The organism is Paenibacillus methanolicus, assembly GCF_008124765.1.
Classification (GTDB): Bacteria; Bacillota; Bacilli; order Paenibacillales; family Paenibacillaceae; genus Paenibacillus_Z; species Paenibacillus_Z methanolicus.
This window is the reverse complement of the sequence record NZ_VNHS01000017.1, coordinates 16,456-34,722: the sequence shown is the minus strand read 5'-3', so window position 1 is coordinate 34,722 and position 18,267 is coordinate 16,456. Positions and strand designations below refer to the sequence as shown.

The window sequence follows — 18,267 nt, the reverse complement described above, 5'->3', positions numbered from 1 at the left end:
AACCGCGTCCCGGATCGAGATGCCGGCGATCGCTAGCCCTTCAGCCGCTGCTTGCGCAGCGTAAACAGATCGCGCAATTCGTCGGTCGACAGCTCGGTAATCCAGTTCTCGGATTGGCCGACGACCTGGTCGTTCAACAGCTGCTTGCGCGAGATCATATCGTCGATTCGCTCCTCCAGCGTGCCGAGCGTCACGTATTTGTGCACCTGCACGCTTCGTTTCTGTCCGATCCGGAACGCACGGTCCGTGGCTTGGTTCTCGACGGCCGGGTTCCACCACCGGTCGAAATGGATGACGTGGTTCGCCGCCGTCAAGTTGAGCCCCGTGCCGCCCGCCTTCAGCGACAGCACGAAGGCGCAGCCCGGTTCCTGCTCGTTCTGGAAATTCTGGATCATCGCGTCGCGGCCGGCCTTCGGAACGCCGCCGTGCAGGTAAGGTGTCGGCAATCCGATCCGCTCTTCGATCAATCGCTGCAGCGCAAGGCCCATGTCCACATACTGCGTGAAGATGAGACAGCGTTCGCCCTCGGCCGCGATCTCCTCCACCATCTCGAGCAGGCGCATCACCTTGTTGGAACGCTCCGGCTCCCAAGCCGCCGGCGTTGTCGCCGGGTCCTCCTTGAGCAGCAGGCTCGGATGATCGCACACCTGCTTGAGCCGGGTAAGCGTCGAGAGAATGAGCCCCCGCCGCTGCATCGCCCCGACGGACTCCAACTGGCCGAGCAAATCGGAGACCATGTTCTCGTAGATCGCGCCTTGCTCCACCGTGAGCGACAGGTAGGTCTGCATCTCGTTCTTCTCCGGCAGCGACAGCTGAATGGAAGGATCTTTCTTCACCCGCCGGAGCATGAACGGCTTCACCCACCGCTGCAGCTCGGCGATGAGCGCCTCGTCCCGCTCTCGCTCGATCGGCTGAACGACCGCCCGCCGGAATTCGCCTAAGCTGCCCAGATAGCCGGGGTTGATGAAATCGTAGATCGACCACAGCTCGGTCAGCCGGTTCTCCATCGGCGTCCCGGTCAGCGCGATCCGGTGGCGAGCCGGGAAGGCGCGGATGGCCATCGATTGCTTCGTGTAATAGTTCTTGATGTTCTGGGCTTCGTCCAAGCAGACGACATCCCAAGGCACGGCGCCGATATCTTCCTCGTCGAGCGGCGCCAGCGCGTACGAGGTAATGACCAAATCCGCATCCTTCGCCGCTTCGGCGAACGCTTCGCCCTTGAATCGCTTCGGGCCGTAATGCACGTGGGCGCGAAGGGACGGCGCGAATTTCTCCAGCTCCTTCTCCCAGTTGCCGATGACCGATGTCGGGCAAATCAAAAGCGATGGCCCGAGCTTGTTCCCCTTCTCCAGCACGTATTGCAAATATGCGGTGAACTGGACCGTCTTGCCAAGGCCCATATCGTCCGCCAAGCAAGCTCCGATGCCGAATTGCCGTAGGAACGCGAGCCAGGAAACGCCTTGCAGCTGGTACGGCCGCAGCTCGCCGTGGAAGTCAGACGGCTTCTCGATGACCGGCAGCTCGCTCGTCTCGCTCAACTTGCCGATCCAGGCCGCCAAATGCTCGTTCAATTCCACCTCGGCCGCGAGCGCCTCGCGGTCATCCTGCTCCGCTTCCAATTCGGCCGAACCGCGCAGATGCATCTCGAGCACGTCGCGCATCGTGAAGCCCTGATTGCCGCCTTTCTTCTTCAGCCAGCGGCGAATCCGATCCACGTCGTCCGGATCCAAGTGAACCCACTCGCCGCCGACCTGCAACAAGCGCCGGTTCTCCTCGGCGAGCCGCATGAATTCCGCTTCGCTCATGCTGACGCCGCCGACCGCGAGCTTCCAATCGAAGTCGACGATCTGCTGCAGGCCGAAGGTCGACTGATCGGGCGCGCCGATCGACGATTTGACCTTCGCGCGCAGACGCAGGCGTCGGTTGCGCACGCTCTCCCACCAGCCCGGCAGCAGCACGGGCGCGCCCGCCGCGAGCAGCTTGCCGCTTGCCTGTTCCAGAAATTGAAACGCCTCGCCGTCGGTCAGTTCCGTCCGCATATACGCCTGCCCGCCGCTCTCCTCAGCGCCGCCGTCCGTCCAATCCGGCAGCGCCGCCAGCCACTTGGCCTCCTCACGCCGCATTCGCGAGGCGAAGTGCGGCCGCCATTCGGCCGGCGCGTCGTCCGGCAGACGGAATCGAAGGGGCGGCAAGCCTTCTTCGGTCTCTCCGACAACGGAAGGCCCCGACGGGCGTAGCGCGCGCCAGCCGCCGCCCAGCAGCCGGTCCTGCACGGCCGGACGCAGCCGCCATCCGCTCTCGCCGTCCGGCTCCAACAGCTGCAGCGCCATACGGAACGGAACGTCGTCGCGCTTGAGCCCGATCGCGACCAGCCAGTCGTCCTCGTCGGCGGCCTTCTGCGCCAGCACCGATTCGCCCGCGCCTCTGTTCGTCTCCTGCCAGGCTTCGGCCACGGCCGAATCGTTCTCGATCAGCGCCTCGACCAGCTGCGTCAGCCAGCGCCGCGCGCCGCCGTCGCCGGCTTCGGCCAGCTCGGCCTCCAGCCGGACGATCGCTTCGGCTTCTGGTTCAAGCGCCGGGATATCCCACTTCCAGGCGCGTTCATCCTCCGTCCAGCGCGACCAGTCCGGGATGAACCAGCCGCGCAGCAGCACCGTCCTCAGCAGCGCCGCATATGCGGTAAGCCGCTCGGCGCGCTCGCCCCATTCCACTTCAAGCAGCGATACCGGCGCCGGCTGAGCCAAATAATCCATCGCAATCAGCGCCGGCACGCTCAGCTCCATCTGCCCGGTTCGCTCGTCGAGCCGCTCCTCGATCTCGGTGCCGTACCAAGAAGGGGCGTGCCAGGCAAACAGCAACGAGCGGCTTCGCTGCGACAGTCCCGCCGCGTGGCGGACGTTCAGCGCGATCCCTTCGCCGTCTTTCCAATATGCGTCGACATACAGCGTTTCCGCTCCCGTGTAGCCTCTCATGTGATGATTTTTCCCCTCCAGAGCTCTTCCTGCAGCGCCCGAAGCCGCTGATGCTTGCGCACGGTCTCTCCTACGTAACGATCCCAGGCTTCCTGCTTCTTCTCCGTCTTATACAGTTTCTCCAGCTTCTTCATCAGCTTGACGGCGGTGCGGTAGCCTTGCCGGTTGCGGCTGCGGATCGCGTGATCGATCGCCTGGTGATACATCGGGAACAGCACCTGCGGGGCGTTCTTGGCCACTTCCCGCACAACTTGAACGTCCAGCTCGTCGGGATCGATGCCGATCCGCAGCTGAAGATCCGCCCACTGCCGGTAACGCTGCTGCTCGATCCAATGATCGGACAAGGCCGAGTAGGAGTTGGGCAGGAACGAAATCAAGTACTTCTCCCAAGCAGGGTTCTCCGGCTGACGCTCGTCGGCGATTCTGCACATCGACAGGAACGGACCGAAGGCGCGGGATTTGCGCTCGATCATGAGCCCGCCGTAAATGTAATCCATCCAGTTGACGAGCCGCTCCCAATCGTTCTCTTCCAGTCGTTCCATGGCGCAGTCGCAGGCGAGCAGCACCGTGCGGTTGAACTCCGTATCGGCGAGCAGCGCCACCGCGCGCTCGTCTTCGCCCTCCACGAAATGGAGGAACGCCAGCGCCATCGGGTAGAAGAACGAGACGCGGCCCGCTCTGCGCGAGAGCTGATGCCGGCCGGCGAGCCACTTCTCCTCTGCGTCCCGCCAAACCGGGTCGTCGATCATTTTGCCCCACAGCGCGAAGTACAGCGTCTCCCAGCGGTGCAGCTGCCCTTCGCGGTCCATGTCGCGGGCGTGAAAGAAAGCGCGGAGACTCTCGATCGCTTCCCGTTCGGCGGCCGGCATGCCTGCCGTGTTCACTTGGCTCGCCAGTTCCAGATACTGGCCGATCCACGGCTCCGTCATTCGCGCGAACGCCATCTCGTAATAATAGCGCGTATGGCTGTCCACCGCCGAATACGCCCGCTCCGCTTGTTCCGCCACGAACAGAATCGCATGCATCCAGTGCATTCTGCGCAGCGTCTCCGGCCACGTCTTGGACATGCTCTTCAGCGACGTCAACACCGATTGCAACGGGTGCAGCGAGTGTCTGCATTGCCGGTACGTATCGCCGAACTTCCGTTCCATCGTCTCGATCCAACCGGACGGCACCTGAGCGGGATCATCCGTCCGGGCACTCGCACCCGCCGGAGCGCCTCCGTCCTCCCCGGACGGCTCCGCGCCGATCGTATCGCCGTACAACAGCCGATTGTAGGCTTCGTCCGGGCTCAGTCCCGCATATTGGCAATACGCGAAATAAACGGCGGCCATATGCTTGCAATAACCGCCGTGCGGACATGTACAGGTGCTGAAGGCGAATTCGTCGGCGTCGAGGGTCACCGCGTATACGGTCTCGCCTTTGACGGAGCCGTAGATGCTCGTGCCGTTCATCACCTCGACGGAACGCACCTTCTCCCTGCGGAAGTAATCCCAACCGCGCTCCAGCAGCTCCGCCGGCATGACCTCGGCGAGCTGGGCCTCCAGCGATTCGCCCAAGCCGTCGTTCAACTGAAAACGTGTGTACATCCGTCCGTCCCTCCGCTTCGTTCAGCCATTCTTTTTATTATAGCAAAACCGAAACGGAAATGCTCCCTGCAATGGATAACCGATCCATCGCAGGGAGCAGAGTAACGAACATAATTTCGTATGGGGGTGGGAACGACGAATGTGACGGCATCGGAGCGATGGAACGTACTGCGACTATCGCGGACCCGTTAGCCTGCCCCACCAAGCCTTGATCGCCCACTTGCGCTCTTGTCTCTTCTTGTAGCGCGGCAGCGCGCGGTAGTTTTGGCCGCATTCCGCGAGCGCGCGGGCCGCATCCTCTTTGCGACCGAGCTGCGCGTACAGCTTCGCCGTCTGAATATACGCTTCGCAGGAAGACGTATCGATCAGGCGGAAGGATTCCAGGTGCTTGATGGCGGCTCCGGGATCGGACTTCGCCTTGAGCGAGGCAAGCCGCAAATACGCGGCGCCGTACTTTACTTTCGGGTTGATGGAGAGCGCGTTGCGAAGCGCGGCCTCCGCCGCGTCATGCTCGCCTAGACCGGCAAGGGCTGCGCCGAGATCATCCCAGAATTCCGCCGAGCGATCGAGGGTATCCTGAAGCGGCATGAGCAGTTCCTTCGCCTTGGCGTACTTCTTCCGTTCTATATATAGCCGAGCGAGCTCGTGTTTGCCCGGGACGTCGTTCGGATTCATCAGTACCTGTTGACGCAGCCTGCGGATCGCGGACAACCGGCGGAACGGCTTCACGATGCTCGGGGATAAACCGACGAATCGGCGGTCGATGATGTACAGCACGACGAGAAACACGAGAATCGCCAGGAACGGATTGCCTAGAATCCGCCATAACAAAACAAACAACAAAAATTTAAACATAATGCCCTCCTGATGTCATATACACGGAAATATTGGGAACCGCTTCCTTATTGTACATGATATTGGGCATGGCGAATAGACGGTTAAGCTGTCTCTCCCCTCTATGTCGTTATTGTGACCGATGCGCGGACCGCTTATGTTCGTAAGGTCGCGCTTAACCAAAAGCTTGCTTGCATATCGCCGCGGCGGCGACTTACACTGTACATAACAAGCAACCGCGGGAGGAAATCGCATGTTCGATCAAATTCGCGCCCAACTGCCGGGCTGGGTAAACGAGAGCCGCGCGCTCGCCGTTCATGGCCGAGTCGCCGCTTATATACCGGAGCTGGCGAAAGCGCCGGCCGACGCGCTGGGCATTACCATTATGGGACGGGGCGGCGAGACCGCGACCGAAGGCAGCCATGATTTGAAATTCACGATGCAGAGCATCTCCAAGGTGTTCACGCTGCTGCTGGCGCTAATGGATCAAGGCGAGGAAGGCGTGTTCGCCAAGGTTGGCATGGAGCCATCGGGCGACGACTTCAATTCCATGCTCAAGCTGGAACTGGTGGAGCCGGGCATCCCGTTCAACCCGCTTATTAACGCCGGAGCCATCGCGGTGACGTCGCTGATCAAGGGCGAGACGCCCGCCCGGAAAATCGAACGCATTCTTCGTTTCTTCCGGGATGCGGCCGGGACCAACGAACTGCGCATTAACGAAGCGGTCAGCCGGTCGGAGGCCGCCACGGCGCACCGGAACCGTTCGCTCGCATATTTTCTGAAGGATAACGAAGTGCTCGGCGAAGAGATCGACGTCGAAGAGCTGCTGCAAGTGTATTTCGACCATTGTTCCGTGGAGATCGACTGCGCGCAGCTGGCGCGCATGGCGCTCGTGCTCGCATACGGCGGCGTCGACCCGCTCACGGGGCGGGAGCTCGTCCCGCGCCGCTACGTTAGAATCGCCAAGTCGTTCATGGTCACGTGCGGCATGTACAACGCCTCGGGCGAGTTCGCGATCCGCGCCGGCATCCCCGCGAAGAGCGGCGTCTCCGGCGGCATCATGGCCATCGTCCCCGGTCAGTACGGCATCGGCGTCGTCGGCCCCGCGCTCGGGCGGCAAGGCAACAGCACGGCCGGCGTCCATCTGCTCGAGCGGATGAGCGCGGCATTCGATTGGAGTTTGTTCTGAGACGCGGCCCGCGCGCGTCAAAAAGCCTTCCTACACCGCTTTCGAATGAAAGCGCAATAAGAAGGCTTGAGCAAGGTTAGCGGCCGGGCGGTCAAATTTTCAGTTCCCCAAGCTTAATCAGCTCGACAACCGCTTGCGAACGACCTTTGACGTTCAGTTTCTGCATAACGTTCATGATGTATTTTGCAACACGTATAATAGGTGTAAAAAAATGAGGTGCCCATTATCTGCCCTCGCCCAACTTACCCAGAAGAGTATATACATCAACATTGCCGTTTTCGTCAACGGTGATGTTCTTCACCAGCTTCGAAAGAATAATTCTCAACTCATCTACATTGGACATGTCGCAGGACTTCAATTCTTTTAGCCCGGCCTGTAACGTGTCCAATTCCTTCTCGATGTTTCGTTGCTTCTCCAGCTGCGTACTCATGCCAGCGTGCTTGGATTCCAGAGTACTTATTTCTTTCTCGTACATCTCCTTCTCGTAGTTGTACTGGGTCTCATCTACGTCACCGAGCATCTTCTGCCTACGCAATTCGAACAGCATGCGCCGAGCGTCTTCTAGTTGTTTTGAAAGTTTCTTCATCGCTTTCTCGGTATCCCTATCGGCGGAACGTTCCTTTACCTTCTTCACAATGATTTCCGATGTTCCGTTTCGGTCGTCGATCAGTTCTTCCAACTGAGCGATAATCCAACCGATCAACTCGTCCCGAAGGTCATAGTAAGGAATCCACTTACCGTTCCTGCAACCATGTTCCCCCATCCTCCTGCGCCGCGAACACATAAGGTACCTGTATTTTTCTTGTTGCTTCGCAGTCATTGTTACCATAGCAGAGCTGCAGTGCTGGCAAAAAATCAGTTTAGCGAACACATTCTTGTAGACGCGCTGCCCGCCTCTCTTCCCACCACCTCTAACTAATCTGATTTCTTGCGCGCGCTGAAAGGTATCGTCGTCGATAATGGCCTCATGAGTCTTTTCTTCTAGCCGAATCCATTCCGACGGGTCACGCTGTACAAGCTTCTTTCGGCGGTCGTGCATATTTTCGATGTTTGAATAATACGTTTCATTGGTGTATTTATTGAACACCAGGCTGCCAGTATAAACTTCGTTCTGTAGGATGCGCTGAACGGTAGTAAGGCCCCATGGACCTCTCTTCTTAGGCGATGGGATGTTCTGCTCGTTTAGATATAGCGTTACGGCTTTCTCGCCATGCTTTTGATTTACATATAGGTCGAAAATCAACTTCACATGTCCAGCTGCTTCTTCATCGATGAGCAGCTTTTTCTTTCCATCGATTACAGCCTTTTTGTATCCGTATGGCGCGAACGAACCAGTATAATTCCCATTCAGAGCGGATTGCTTAATTCCCCGTCTGGAGGATTTCGAAATCTGCTCACTTTGCTTCTGGTTTACCATAGAAACAACTCCGAACAATAATTCGTTATCCTCTCGTTTAGAATCATACAGGTCCTCGATTGATACGACCCTGATCCCAAGAGCATTAACCAGCATCCTCTTAAGACTCAATGAGTCGAGCGTGTCCCTCGAAAAACGTGAGAGTGAAGCGAAAACCACTTGTTCGATATTTCCGCTTTGCGCATCTCTGATCATTCGCTGAACGTCCGGTCTTGCGACTATGGAAGTTCCGGTGTCCCGATCCGTGTACTCCTCAACAACCTCATGATCTCCTTCCTCATCTGAAAAAGCCCGGCATACACCGAGTTGGTGTTCCGGGCTATCTTTTTGAGAAGCGAGTTTTGTTGATACCCTGACATAGTAAGCAGTCTTACGTGCCATCCACATTACCCACCTTTAAATAGTTACGTATTAACGGTTTGATGTCATTGTATATGATCGGGTCATGTAAGGACAAGGCAGACTTTACTTTTTCCTGTAACATCTCAATTAGCGCACCTTCCAAGTCTCCCTCAACTGTATGGTACCTGATCTGGAATGATTTCTTCTGTTGGGAGGGTTGGGGCATCGGCATCACCTCTGCCCCCAATGTATGCTGTCTCAATTTGTCCCTATCCCTCCTTGACCAACTCACGGATGTTCAAGATTCGCAGTTCATGGAAAAGGATTACGATTCGGTAGAACGCCTCGAACCGCATGTTCGTATACTTGGTCCTGCTAATCTCGAGGATATTCGTATAGACGTTGAAGTCGGTTTCGTCATCCTCTTGCATATATCGCTTTTCGATCAGGTTCCGCAGCCGGAACGGTAGCTTGCGAACGGCCTTCTCTATCCGATCAATGTAATTCTGGCGCGCTTCGGGCTCGTCGACGTTGTAGATCGCTATATTTGCCGTCTGGTCGCTGGTCGTTCCCGTGTAGCTCCGAGGTATGTCCGAGTAAGAGGCGGTGGTGCTCGCCTCTCGCTCCTCAAATGTGATCGATTTATAATACCGGTATTTCGTGAAGACTAGATCGATCTTCTCTTGCGTCTTGCCGCCATCCAGGTCATTAAGCCGCGGGAGCGGACCGCTAAACTCCATTTCCTGCTGCACCCCGACTCACCCCTTCCGTTCGATTAACTCGTCGACCAGAACAGCCATCCTGCCAGCCCCCAGCAGATCACGCTGAAGGATCCTACTACGATCAATCCCCAGTTCAGCCGGCGCATCGATTAAAACCCCGGTCCGTCATCAGTATCCAGGCCAGGCAGGTCGTCATCGCCGTCGCCGTCCGGATCTATCTCTTCCTCGTCTTCATCTGGATCCGCGTCGTCAACCCCCGCCATCGGATCGTCGCTTTCATTCTCCATATCCTGAGCCACATCCGAATCGTATTGACTTGCGTCGCTGATCACCTCGTTGCTGTCTTCGTCATCCTGGTCGGCTTCCGTCTGCTCGGCAGCCTCATCGATCGTCAGCTGGCCGTCGTCTTCCTTCGACTCGACGTTCGCCGTGCCATCGTTATTGACGTTATACTTGATGCCTTCTGGAGGCTGCGGCACTGCCGGGCGGTAGTCGTCGATGTCCAGTTGGGAAGAGCTGAAGAGGATATGCGCAGTCCCGCCTTCTTTGATCTGGCGGAGAATTTCGAGTTGGTCGCCGTCCAGGCTTTGGAGCGTCAGCGTGACGATCTCCTCTTTCCCGAGCTTGATGTCCTTGATCTTAGCTTTCAGTGTCGTTTGCATTTATAATTGCTCCTCTCGATTATCGTTTTTGGTCAACCATGAATTTTTCAAGAAGCTTGCCTGAGAAGCAGGCGCCTCGTTCCGGCCCGCCTCTCTTAATCGTCCAGCCGCTGCTGCAACTCTCGTCACCGTTCCCGCCGCGCTGGCATTCCGAGCAAGCGACGAACAACATGCCCCGCGAATCTGGTTTGCTATGCTTCGGCTTCATCCCTTCGCCTCCAGCAACTCGGGATTCTGATGGATGTTTCCAATGACTTCGTAGGTCTTCGCTTTAAAGGTGAAGCCCATACTTCGCACGATGTAACCGCCTGTGTCTGGATTCCATTTGACCACGTCCCTTGTCATTGGCTGTTGATCGGAGAGGTACACGCCATTGCTGTAGTCCTTGTAATGAACGATATCCCCCTCGTAAATCTCCGTTCCGTTCTTGTCCTTGAGGCCGGTGTACTGTCCGACCGTTTCCGGCCGTACCCGATAAGCGAACGGCATGCCGACGCTGTTGAAATATAACGCCCCTTCTTGTGGCCGTGGCCCGGGACATCCTTCTCCAGCACTGCGACGTTCCCGTAGAACCATCTGCCGTTGATGTCCATGCCCCGAAACTTAATCTCGCGCATCGTCCACCTCCTTCAGTTGTGCCTTCTTGAGCGCGGTGTTCTCGGCGGTCAGGCGTGCGATCTGCTCATCCTTCGTTACCGGTGGATCAGAAATGTACCCCGTTGTCGACTCCACCCAGGCAAACACATCCTCCGCGGTGCCGCCGCCCGGCATCGTCATATAATCCTGCAACGCCTGTTCGATCCCGCGCAGCCTGGTCAGTTCCTCCGGCGGGTACTTCTCGATAAGGAAATCGCGCAGCGCCTTCGCCGGAGTCGTGTTCAGCCAGATCGACTTGGCCGGCGTGACCGCACCTTGCTCGCCTTCGTACTCCGTCTGCGCCTCCATGATGTAGAGGCTGCCGTTATTGTAAAGCACTGCGTTCACGTGATTGAGCGCACGTGCGTCAAGCTGGTTCATATTCATCCTCCTCGATAAGTTTCCGTGGTCCGATCTTCAGCTGACGACCAAGGCTCTGCAACTGCTGGCCGACCGGGCATTGCCGATTGCAATAGCCGTCGATCTTCGCATAATGGCTGCGGTGCATCTTGTTAAGCTGATCCCTGGTCTCACACCCCCAGCAAACCGCGTCGAGCAGGCCGCTGATCGCGTCCATCACTTCGAGCCGTTCCATGGCCGTCACCTCATTTCACGTAAAATCACGTATAATCACGTAGAATATCGCGCGCTAGCCTGCCGCCGTCGTGATCAATTATGATGAAACCGTGTTTGTCCAAATGCGCCGTGTCGTAAGTCGCTGGGTCGCCGTAGAATCTCAAGCATTCGAGCAGCCGTTCATGTCGGCTATCCTGTTTGTCCGGACTACCCTCGCCCATCTTCGCGAGCATCATTTGCTTGGTTTCTTCGAGCATCCGCATTACGACGTCGACGGACTCGACCTTATCGAACGTCATTCGAACAGGTGCCTCTCCCCCATCCAGTATGAGCGGCGGAGTATGCTCGGTGCGCTCGCCGATAACGCCGGTCCCATTCTCCGTAAAGCAAAGCGCACCTACTACGTCCGGCGTATCCAGTAGACCGGGTGAGACCAAGATGTCCCCTGTCCCGAAATGAACCTGTCTGCTGCTTTCAAAATTTACGATTGGCATATAAACCCTCCCCCATGTTCCTCGATATTCATTGAGATACGACACGCGCTGCGCCCATCTTAACGCAAGCTGCTGCATCCGCTGGTTCGATCCAAAGCAGCTCGCCCTTCGGATAGTCATACCTGCCGTACTTCACGTCCTGGAGCAGTTCGACTTGCACATATCCCATTTCCGCATATGCCTTCATGATCATGCACGCTCCCTATTCACTGAGATACAAACCGCCGAGCATATCGCAGTTGTTGCGCGATGTATTCGTCATTCTCGCTGCCCCCCATCGCTAGCCAGTCCCCGATTCGCCGATTGATGTCGTCAAGGACAGGTGTCGGAAGTTTGGGTGCGATATCGATGATCTCCTGCAGATAACTCACGGATTCGCCTCCCTCGCCTGATCCAACACCCGCCGAACGTCTTCCGGTTTTACCTTGTACCGATTGGCATACCAGCTGACGAATGCTTCCCTTTTCTTGCTCGCGTAAACGCGGCGCATTTCCAAGATGCTTTCCCGCAGGTTTACTGGCGGCGGCATATCGTACTCCTTGACGCGGTTGCGGTATCGCTGATCGGCATGCCGGCATTTCTTGTATTCAGCCATTGACCAACTCCGCCTCCTCGTTCAACTGCCGTATGCATGGGGAGCAGACGTCCTTCCCGTTCCACGGCCGCATAAAACTGTTCTCCATCCGGTGACCGCAGACGTCGCACCGCCCTAGGTTGAAGCTGATGACATTGCCGCTCTGGACCGTCACAGCCTCACCTCGCCCATATTGATGGCTGCCGTCCCGAGGAAGCTGCAGGTCGTACTGCCGCATACATTGCATGCCGGTTCCTCGATCTCGTCGCCCTCGACGTCTTCGACGGCGAACCGTTTCAGGCAGTCGTCGTTGTCACAATCGTAGAAAGCGAATTTCACGATCATGCCTCGACCACCGTCCAGCCGTTTTCCTTCGCCAGCTCCTGCATGCGTTCAAGGTGGCCCGCGGTATGATCGCTGAAGAACGCCTGAACCGTTGCCGCCACGTCCGCAGGCCGCACGACATCTGCCGTCCGAGCGTGGACAATCCCCGCGATAATTTGGAGCATTTCCAGTGTTTCATCCATCAGGGCGCGCGTGTTGATATCGCGAAGGTCAAGTCTGAAATTAAGCTTGCTCAGCTGCTGCAGCGACTGCAGCCGTTGCTCGATGTTCGAGCCGCCGTCAATCAGCGGGAGGGCGAGGGAGAGGAATGCCTGCGGGCTGTCCAGCTCTGCAACTTCTGCCGTCGGCTGATTCCTCTTGCTCATTTCACCAAGGAGACGCTCGACCTCTTGCGCGGTATCCATAAGCTGCAGCTCAAGTTGGTCGCGTTCTGACCGATATGAATTTGCGGATTCTTTGCATCCGTCCCGTTCCTCGGTCAGCTCGTGGATCTGATTCTGCAGTTTCCGGTTTTCATCCTGAGCAACGACAAGCTCATGCTGATATTTATGGGCAAGATCGGCATTGTGGTTCGCTCCATCGGCCATCCTTGCCATTTGCTCCCGCAGCCGCTCGATCTCCGCATCCTTGCCGCCATCTTCCGGCGCTTCCGACGCTTCCTCTTCCAGCAGATCGGCAGGATCATCGGACAGTTCTTCCTCCGGTGCCGGGGCCATCTGGGCGAGCAGCTCGCGTGCTTTATCAGGGGTAAGCCCCTTCAGATCCCACGTCTTCACCCAATACGGCAACGTTTGGTTCTTCATCTTCCAAGCGCGCTCGATGCTTGCGACGGTCTCGCCCTCGGCGATCGCCTTGATGAAATCCAACTTGGTCAGGCCGCATACCGGACCTTCTTTGGGCTGCGCGCCGCGCTTCGCTTCCGTCATGTCCTCGCTCACCCCTTCAATTGTGTTCTTGGTCGTTTCCCAACCCATCGGCTTATGGTGTGTGCGGTCGATCGGCTTGCCCGACGGCAACGCCGCGATTTCTTCCGGCGTGAGCTGATATGATGTTACCGGGCCGGCACCGCGGCTCCGCTCTCGCTTCGAATTTGGAATTGCTGTTCCCATGTCTTCGTCAACCTCCCCATATCGGTATTGGCAAACGCCCTCAGGCGTCGGATCTTCGGCCGGCGGAAGGCCGGCGGCCATCATGGCCGAGCGGTATTTGCATGCCTCGTGGTCAGCGATCGTGCAGCCGTTGCATTGTGCCGTCAGCACCGCCTCGCCGAGGTCGTAAAGCTTCTGCTCTTCTATCGTGATCGTGTCCGGTATCTCCCGGAGCTTCTTAGCATCATAATGCGGGATCAGCCCGATGTAGTGCGTTCCGAACGCGGTACGGTACGTCCGCTTTATGTCTTCGTCGGATATGTCCTTGACGATCGCGTTTTGCGCGGTCTGCACCTGGATGAGTGCATTCCGGATCGGTTCGACCCAGTCCGCCGGTCTATCGTGCTCGAGCCAGGTATTGCCGACCCGGTTAAGGACGGTCTCCGCGGCGTGCAGGTAGATGATGTGCTCGCGATCGGATTTCGTTAGGTAGCGCCGGCTCATCGCGGGTACACCTTCCTCGCCTTGAAGTTGATTCGCTTGTACTTCCGACGGATACGTCGCACAATTTCGGCCTTGGCGCCTTCCTTATGCCAGGGCGCCGCCTCCGGATCAAGAAAGGCGATTTCGTATAGCTGTCGCATCTTGGCTTTGTGCCAATTCACGGCGATCACCTCGCTCTTAGGAACTGATGTTCTGTTTTCAGGCAGCACGAACCCCTTCGCCGAGCGAATGCGCGGCTATTCAGCAGCTTTATGCATGATGTCGCTGACTACTTCTTGCTGTATCCGATGCTGGTCAATCAGCGGTTCGTACTGCCGCATCAAATGCAGATTCAGCGAGATTCGGGCGATAACGTATGCATCCACGACGTTGTGGCTCTTGTGGCTGAAGCCGAACTTCTCGAGCACTGCTTCGCGCATTGCGTCTTTCTTTTGCTTATCCGTCTGCCCCTTCTCAACTTTCACGTCAACGAATTTCTTGGTCCACATTGGGTTGACCAGGTCAAAGTCTAGCTTCTTTCGATGAATCATCGACCTTAACCCGCCGTGAATCATTCCGGTCGTGACCTGGCTCATCGTTCCGAATGGGACAGCCTCGATGCAGACGCGGTCATTTCCCTTTAGGTGTTGGTACAGTTGGTTCTCGAGCTCGACCAACTGCGGCGTGCTCAGCCCACCTTTGACTGTTTTGCCGGTCGGCTTCAGCTCCTGTGCTGCAAGCACGTTCCCCTGCAGATCGAGGGCAACGAAACCTGAATTCGTTCCTGGATCAATACCCACGAATCTAATCGCCAATCACCTCGATCTCCACTTGTGCCGGGGCATCTAATAACGGGTCTTCATCGTTCTGCTTTTTGCTCATGACGTGCTGTCTTCCCCTTCTGCCGGTCCCATGCCGGCGTGTCGTGAATATAAACCTCTGCGATTATGCGGCCTTTGCGGTCAAAATACCGTTCGTCCGGCTTAACGCTATAGAGATATGGGTCTCGCTTCAGCTTGCGGTCTCCCCGGTTCCTTCGCATCTCGCCTCACGCTCCCTGCGTTTGTAGTCCAGCACCTGCTGGGTCACGTAATCGTAGGTGCGCATCATCTTGTCGCGCTCCTCTCCTTGGAAGAGCGGATCCGCGAGCTTGATTGCCTTCTCGGTCATCCATTTCAGCGAGTCGTTGTATTGCTCCTCGCTTTCGATCCGCTTGCTCATTTGGCCGCCTGCTGCGCGCCGTCGGTGCCCGCCTTGTTCCGATCGATATCAAGGAAACGCCCAGTCTTCCGGTAGAAGATCATCTCCACGGTGCCGGTGCCGACATTGCGGCCTTTGGCGATGATGATCTCCATGATGTTCTTCTTCTCGGTTTCGGGGTTGTAATAGTCGTCCCGGAACAGGAAGGCGATGATGTCAGCCTCGAACTCGATATCACCAGATTCTTTCAGGTCGGACATGATCGGACGCTTGTCCTGGCGTTGCTCACACGATCGGCTGACCGAGCTGATCGCGATGACCGGACACTGGTTGACGCGGGCAGCCTGCTTCAACTGCCGTGAGACGAAGGTGACGCCTTCCCGCGTCTGGCTGAATTTTCGCCCCGGCTGAACGAGTTGCAGGTAATCGACGTAAATCACGATACCCGGGAACTGCTTCTTGAGTCGCTTGATTTCCTGCTTGATCTCGAGCACCGTCCGGCCCGGCGTATCGTCGATGTACAACGGCAGCCGATCGAGCTCGTCCATCGCGTAGCTCCAGTGCTCCCAATCCCTGTCCGAGAATTGGCCGGTCCGCATCTTGGTCGCGTCGATGTTCCCCATGCAGCACAGGAACCGTTCGATCACTTTGTCCGCCGGCATCTCCAGAGAGAATAGGACTGCCTGACGCCCCGCGCGCGCCGCCTCCAGCATGTCGTTGACCACGAAAGCAGTTTTTCCGATGCTCGGCCGCGCCGCGACGATCTCGAGATCGCCATCTTGATGGCCCCCTGTCAGGCGATCGAGCTCCTTGCTCGCCGTCTTGGCCCCTGTCATGCCGCGCTGCTGTTGCCGCTTGATGATGACCTTCTCGTGATCGGCAACCACCGCGGACATCTTGCGCACCGTTTCCTTCGCCGGCCCGCCTGCCATCTCCGCAATTTTCTCGAGGCGTTCCTGCGCCGCCGCAAGCAGCTCGCTCGACTCGAGCTTGCCGCCTCGCCCCTCGTTCTGGACCGTCTCCAGAGCGGAGAGAGTCTCGCGGGTAATGTAATGCTGCCGGATGATATCCTGATGGTGGTCGAAGGTCGCCGCGTTCGTGGGCGGCGCGCCCCCGGCCAGCTCGGTCAAGTAGCTGACGCCGCCGATACGCATCAGGTTCTGCCCGGAGTGCTCGGCCATCGCGACATAGTTAATCGGGATGTCGTTCTCGGCCAGGTAATAAAGGTATTGCAGAATCAACCGGTGCCGCTCGTCGCCCATGTCCTCAGGTTGCAAGTAGCAGTCTTCCAATCGTTCCGGCTCATTCAGGATCGCACCGAGCACCGCGGCTTCCGCCTCATAGTTCATCGCCGCTCACCGCCTTCCCGCCGCCAAGGAACTTCGGCCGAAGATGATCCGGACATGCCGGCAGCGCAACTTGATCCCAGCTATCTATTTCGGCGAAGCGTTCAGCTGTCTCGATCCGCAATCGATCATAGTTGCCATTCAAACCACCCGGATCCGCCTGAATGATGTCTGCTGCCACCGGTGGGAATTTGCTGTGCTTCATGAAATCCATTAGGTTCGCAAGCGCCTGGTCAAAGGGGACGTCCGCCATCAAAGGAGTCCACGTCGCCTTCTTCTCATTGGTCATCTCGAAATTCGGGTAATTCGAGCGGATGATCGCGAACAGCTTCACTACTTCCGTCTCCCTCACGTCCAGTTGCCTCCTCGTACATTTGCTGCAGCAGCAACTTGTCCTGATCGAACTTGGACAACGCCGGCGCCCGTTCTTTCATAATCCCTTCCGGATCTACTTCGTGGTAATCTTCAAAGCGTTTTTGGTTTAAAAATGTCGATGGATGAGGGATGAAATGTTTTTGCGTTCCGATTAGCTCGCATGTCTTTGCAAAATTCTGCGTATTGCAGATGATCATTTCAGGATCGAATGCAGACTGCTTCGCTAGTTTCTTCCATGCTTTCTCAGCTGCTTGTCGAGATACTCTTCTTGGATAGGTTGAGTAGAAGATTTCGAATGGATCGACATTGTCTTTAAAAGATGTCTTTAAAAGAATGTCTTTCTTTGGGGGTGCAATCGGACCCCTCATAGTAGCTACTTGAGGGGTGCAATCGGACCCCTCAGGAGGGGTGCAATCGGACCCCTCATCATCCTCTATGGGAGGGGTGCAATCGGACCCCTCATAGTCCCAGAAATTCTCCATATCGTCACCGCTTTTCGGAATGGTCCATGCTTCATAATTTTTATTGAATGCCAACCTTCGGGCCGACGTCTTCGTCGCTGTCTGTGTTACAACCAGGACGTTAGCTTTTATTAAGAGCGATATCTCTTTTTTCACGGTCCCTTCTGATAACCTGGTCCTCTCGTGAATGAAGGAGAGCGATAAGTCATGATCTTTCCGGTTCCAACCGTATGTGTTGCGCCAGACCACAATGATGATACGGAGCTGCGACCCGTTGAATTGATAAAAAGGCACTATGTCCATCAACTCGTTCGCTATCCGGGTGTGTTTGTCCGGCTGCGGGTTTGCCATACCGCCTCACCTTCGATCAATGTGGAAGTTTGTGAGCTAAGCCCATTCCGCCCAAGGCGATGATCATTAATGGCTTGCTGTCCGGCGGCATCTTCCCGAGCTGCTCCGCTATGTAGTCGGTCGCCGTCTGCTCGACCGGCTCCTCGATCGTGTAGCCGTTGACGAAGAATTCCATTAGCTCGTAGATATTGGATCCGAAATGCCGCTTGATGACTTGTGCTGGCCCGCCTAGGAAGCTGAATGGCATAGTCATGATGCTAAGGGCAGCTTCCCCCGTGGCGTCGGCGCCGTCGTTCAGCCCAAGTTCTTCGAAGGCGGCTGCCACCTCTCTCGGTACCGGAATCTTCCGGCCGTCCCGTTCCTCCCGGAGCTCTCCACTCAATTGAGCGATGTTGCCGGACATCCGCTCGATCGCGGCGCGACTCAGATTGTCCTGGATCTTAGCATGCTCAGCCATTCGGTCAAGGCGGGCAGCGAGTTCGTTGTTACGGTGCTCGAGTTCCGCGGCGTAGTTCATCAATAGCATGACCGTCCCGCGGTCGTAAGTTTGAAATGCCGGCATGGTCAGCTGCAGCTGTACTTTCTCAATGGTTTCTCTGGAAGTTGTCAAG

General features: G+C 57.0%; 23 protein-coding genes and 1 pseudogene. 1 reads left to right on the top strand and 23 read right to left on the bottom strand.

The window, feature by feature from the left end:
• Window positions 1–32: 32 nt before the first annotated feature.
• The 3 genes from BCM02_RS32335 to BCM02_RS32325 all read right to left on the bottom strand — a co-directional run bounded on the left by BCM02_RS32335 (window position 33) and on the right by BCM02_RS32325 (window position 5,416).
• Window positions 33–2,972, bottom strand: a complete 2,940-nt coding sequence (locus tag BCM02_RS32335) for a DEAD/DEAH box helicase (protein ID WP_148933258.1) — start codon at window positions 2,970–2,972, stop codon at window positions 33–35.
• The gene (locus BCM02_RS32330) at window positions 2,969–4,561 is read right to left on the bottom strand and encodes an SWIM zinc finger family protein (RefSeq protein WP_148933257.1); all 1,593 of its coding nucleotides are present in this window, start codon (window positions 4,559–4,561) and stop codon (window positions 2,969–2,971) included. The genes BCM02_RS32335 and BCM02_RS32330 overlap by 4 nt, the downstream gene beginning before the upstream one ends.
• Window positions 4,562–4,735: 174 nt before the next feature.
• Window positions 4,736–5,416, bottom strand: a complete 681-nt coding sequence (locus BCM02_RS32325; RefSeq protein ID WP_148933256.1) for a tetratricopeptide repeat protein — start codon at window positions 5,414–5,416, stop codon at window positions 4,736–4,738.
• Between the two features lie 232 nt (window positions 5,417–5,648).
• Here BCM02_RS32325 and glsA point away from each other — a divergent pair, with 232 nt between their 5' ends.
• The gene (gene glsA, locus BCM02_RS32320) at window positions 5,649–6,584 is read left to right on the top strand and encodes a glutaminase A (RefSeq protein WP_148933255.1); all 936 of its coding nucleotides are present in this window, start codon (window positions 5,649–5,651) and stop codon (window positions 6,582–6,584) included.
• Window positions 6,585–6,675: 91 nt separating this feature from the next.
• Here glsA and BCM02_RS36220 read toward each other — a convergent pair.
• The 20 genes and pseudogenes from BCM02_RS36220 to BCM02_RS32240 all read right to left on the bottom strand — a co-directional run.
• Window positions 6,676–6,774: pseudogene (locus BCM02_RS36220) on the bottom strand (helix-turn-helix domain-containing protein); the annotation flags it as partial.
• A 33-nt stretch (window positions 6,775–6,807) separates the two neighbouring features.
• Window positions 6,808–8,382, bottom strand: a complete 1,575-nt coding sequence (locus tag BCM02_RS32310; protein ID WP_148933254.1) for a recombinase family protein — start codon at window positions 8,380–8,382, stop codon at window positions 6,808–6,810.
• Between the two features lie 230 nt (window positions 8,383–8,612).
• Window positions 8,613–9,095, bottom strand: coding sequence for an ArpU family phage packaging/lysis transcriptional regulator (locus BCM02_RS32305; RefSeq protein ID WP_246183656.1), 483 nt, complete (start codon window positions 9,093–9,095; stop codon window positions 8,613–8,615).
• 119 nt (window positions 9,096–9,214) lie between these two features.
• Entirely contained in the window at window positions 9,215–9,727 is a 513-nt protein-coding gene (locus BCM02_RS32300; RefSeq protein ID WP_148933253.1) for a hypothetical protein, read from the bottom strand.
• A gap of 204 nt (window positions 9,728–9,931) precedes the next feature.
• Window positions 9,932–10,216, bottom strand: a complete 285-nt coding sequence (locus BCM02_RS32295; protein ID WP_187434531.1) for a YopX family protein — start codon at window positions 10,214–10,216, stop codon at window positions 9,932–9,934.
• Window positions 10,217–10,330: 114 nt separating this feature from the next.
• The gene (locus BCM02_RS32290) at window positions 10,331–10,744 is read right to left on the bottom strand and encodes a hypothetical protein (RefSeq protein ID WP_148933251.1); all 414 of its coding nucleotides are present in this window, start codon (window positions 10,742–10,744) and stop codon (window positions 10,331–10,333) included.
• Window positions 10,731–10,958, bottom strand: a complete 228-nt coding sequence (locus BCM02_RS32285; protein WP_148933250.1) for a zinc-finger domain-containing protein — start codon at window positions 10,956–10,958, stop codon at window positions 10,731–10,733. Before BCM02_RS32285 ends, BCM02_RS32290 begins: the two co-directional genes overlap by 14 nt.
• Before the next feature lie 25 nt (window positions 10,959–10,983).
• Complete coding sequence (locus BCM02_RS32280; protein WP_148933249.1) at window positions 10,984–11,433, bottom strand: hypothetical protein; 450 nt, start codon at window positions 11,431–11,433, stop codon at window positions 10,984–10,986.
• Window positions 11,434–11,461: 28 nt separating this feature from the next.
• Entirely contained in the window at window positions 11,462–11,620 is a 159-nt protein-coding gene (locus tag BCM02_RS35565) for a hypothetical protein (protein WP_187434530.1), read from the bottom strand.
• 19 nt (window positions 11,621–11,639) lie between these two features.
• Complete coding sequence (locus BCM02_RS35560) at window positions 11,640–11,804, bottom strand: DUF6877 family protein (protein ID WP_187434529.1); 165 nt, start codon at window positions 11,802–11,804, stop codon at window positions 11,640–11,642.
• Window positions 11,801–12,028, bottom strand: a complete 228-nt coding sequence (locus BCM02_RS32275; RefSeq protein ID WP_148933248.1) for a hypothetical protein — start codon at window positions 12,026–12,028, stop codon at window positions 11,801–11,803. Before BCM02_RS32275 ends, BCM02_RS35560 begins: the two co-directional genes overlap by 4 nt.
• The gene (locus BCM02_RS35555) at window positions 12,021–12,182 is read right to left on the bottom strand and encodes a hypothetical protein (RefSeq protein WP_187434528.1); all 162 of its coding nucleotides are present in this window, start codon (window positions 12,180–12,182) and stop codon (window positions 12,021–12,023) included. Before BCM02_RS35555 ends, BCM02_RS32275 begins: the two co-directional genes overlap by 8 nt.
• Window positions 12,179–12,352, bottom strand: coding sequence for a hypothetical protein (locus tag BCM02_RS35550; protein ID WP_187434527.1), 174 nt, complete (start codon window positions 12,350–12,352; stop codon window positions 12,179–12,181). The genes BCM02_RS35555 and BCM02_RS35550 overlap by 4 nt, the downstream gene beginning before the upstream one ends.
• Window positions 12,349–13,944 carry a DUF5651 domain-containing protein gene (locus BCM02_RS32270; RefSeq protein ID WP_148933247.1) on the bottom strand — a complete coding sequence of 532 codons (1,596 nt, stop codon included), beginning with the start codon at window positions 13,942–13,944 and terminating at the stop codon, window positions 12,349–12,351. Before BCM02_RS32270 ends, BCM02_RS35550 begins: the two co-directional genes overlap by 4 nt.
• A gap of 236 nt (window positions 13,945–14,180) precedes the next feature.
• Window positions 14,181–14,738, bottom strand: a complete 558-nt coding sequence (locus BCM02_RS32265; RefSeq protein ID WP_148933246.1) for a RuvC family protein — start codon at window positions 14,736–14,738, stop codon at window positions 14,181–14,183.
• A gap of 196 nt (window positions 14,739–14,934) precedes the next feature.
• Window positions 14,935–15,144, bottom strand: a complete 210-nt coding sequence (locus tag BCM02_RS32260; RefSeq protein WP_148933245.1) for a hypothetical protein — start codon at window positions 15,142–15,144, stop codon at window positions 14,935–14,937.
• Complete coding sequence (locus BCM02_RS32255; RefSeq protein ID WP_148933244.1) at window positions 15,141–16,472, bottom strand: replicative DNA helicase; 1,332 nt, start codon at window positions 16,470–16,472, stop codon at window positions 15,141–15,143. Before BCM02_RS32255 ends, BCM02_RS32260 begins: the two co-directional genes overlap by 4 nt.
• Window positions 16,462–16,803: a hypothetical protein gene (locus BCM02_RS32250; protein ID WP_187434526.1), complete on the bottom strand. Its 342-nt coding sequence runs from the start codon at window positions 16,801–16,803 to the stop codon at window positions 16,462–16,464. The genes BCM02_RS32255 and BCM02_RS32250 overlap by 11 nt, the downstream gene beginning before the upstream one ends.
• Window positions 16,748–17,656, bottom strand: a complete 909-nt coding sequence (locus BCM02_RS32245; protein ID WP_148933242.1) for a replication protein — start codon at window positions 17,654–17,656, stop codon at window positions 16,748–16,750. The genes BCM02_RS32250 and BCM02_RS32245 overlap by 56 nt, the downstream gene beginning before the upstream one ends.
• A 16-nt stretch (window positions 17,657–17,672) precedes the next feature.
• Entirely contained in the window at window positions 17,673–18,266 is a 594-nt protein-coding gene (locus BCM02_RS32240; RefSeq protein ID WP_148933241.1) for a hypothetical protein, read from the bottom strand.
• Window position 18,267 lies beyond the last annotated feature (1 nt).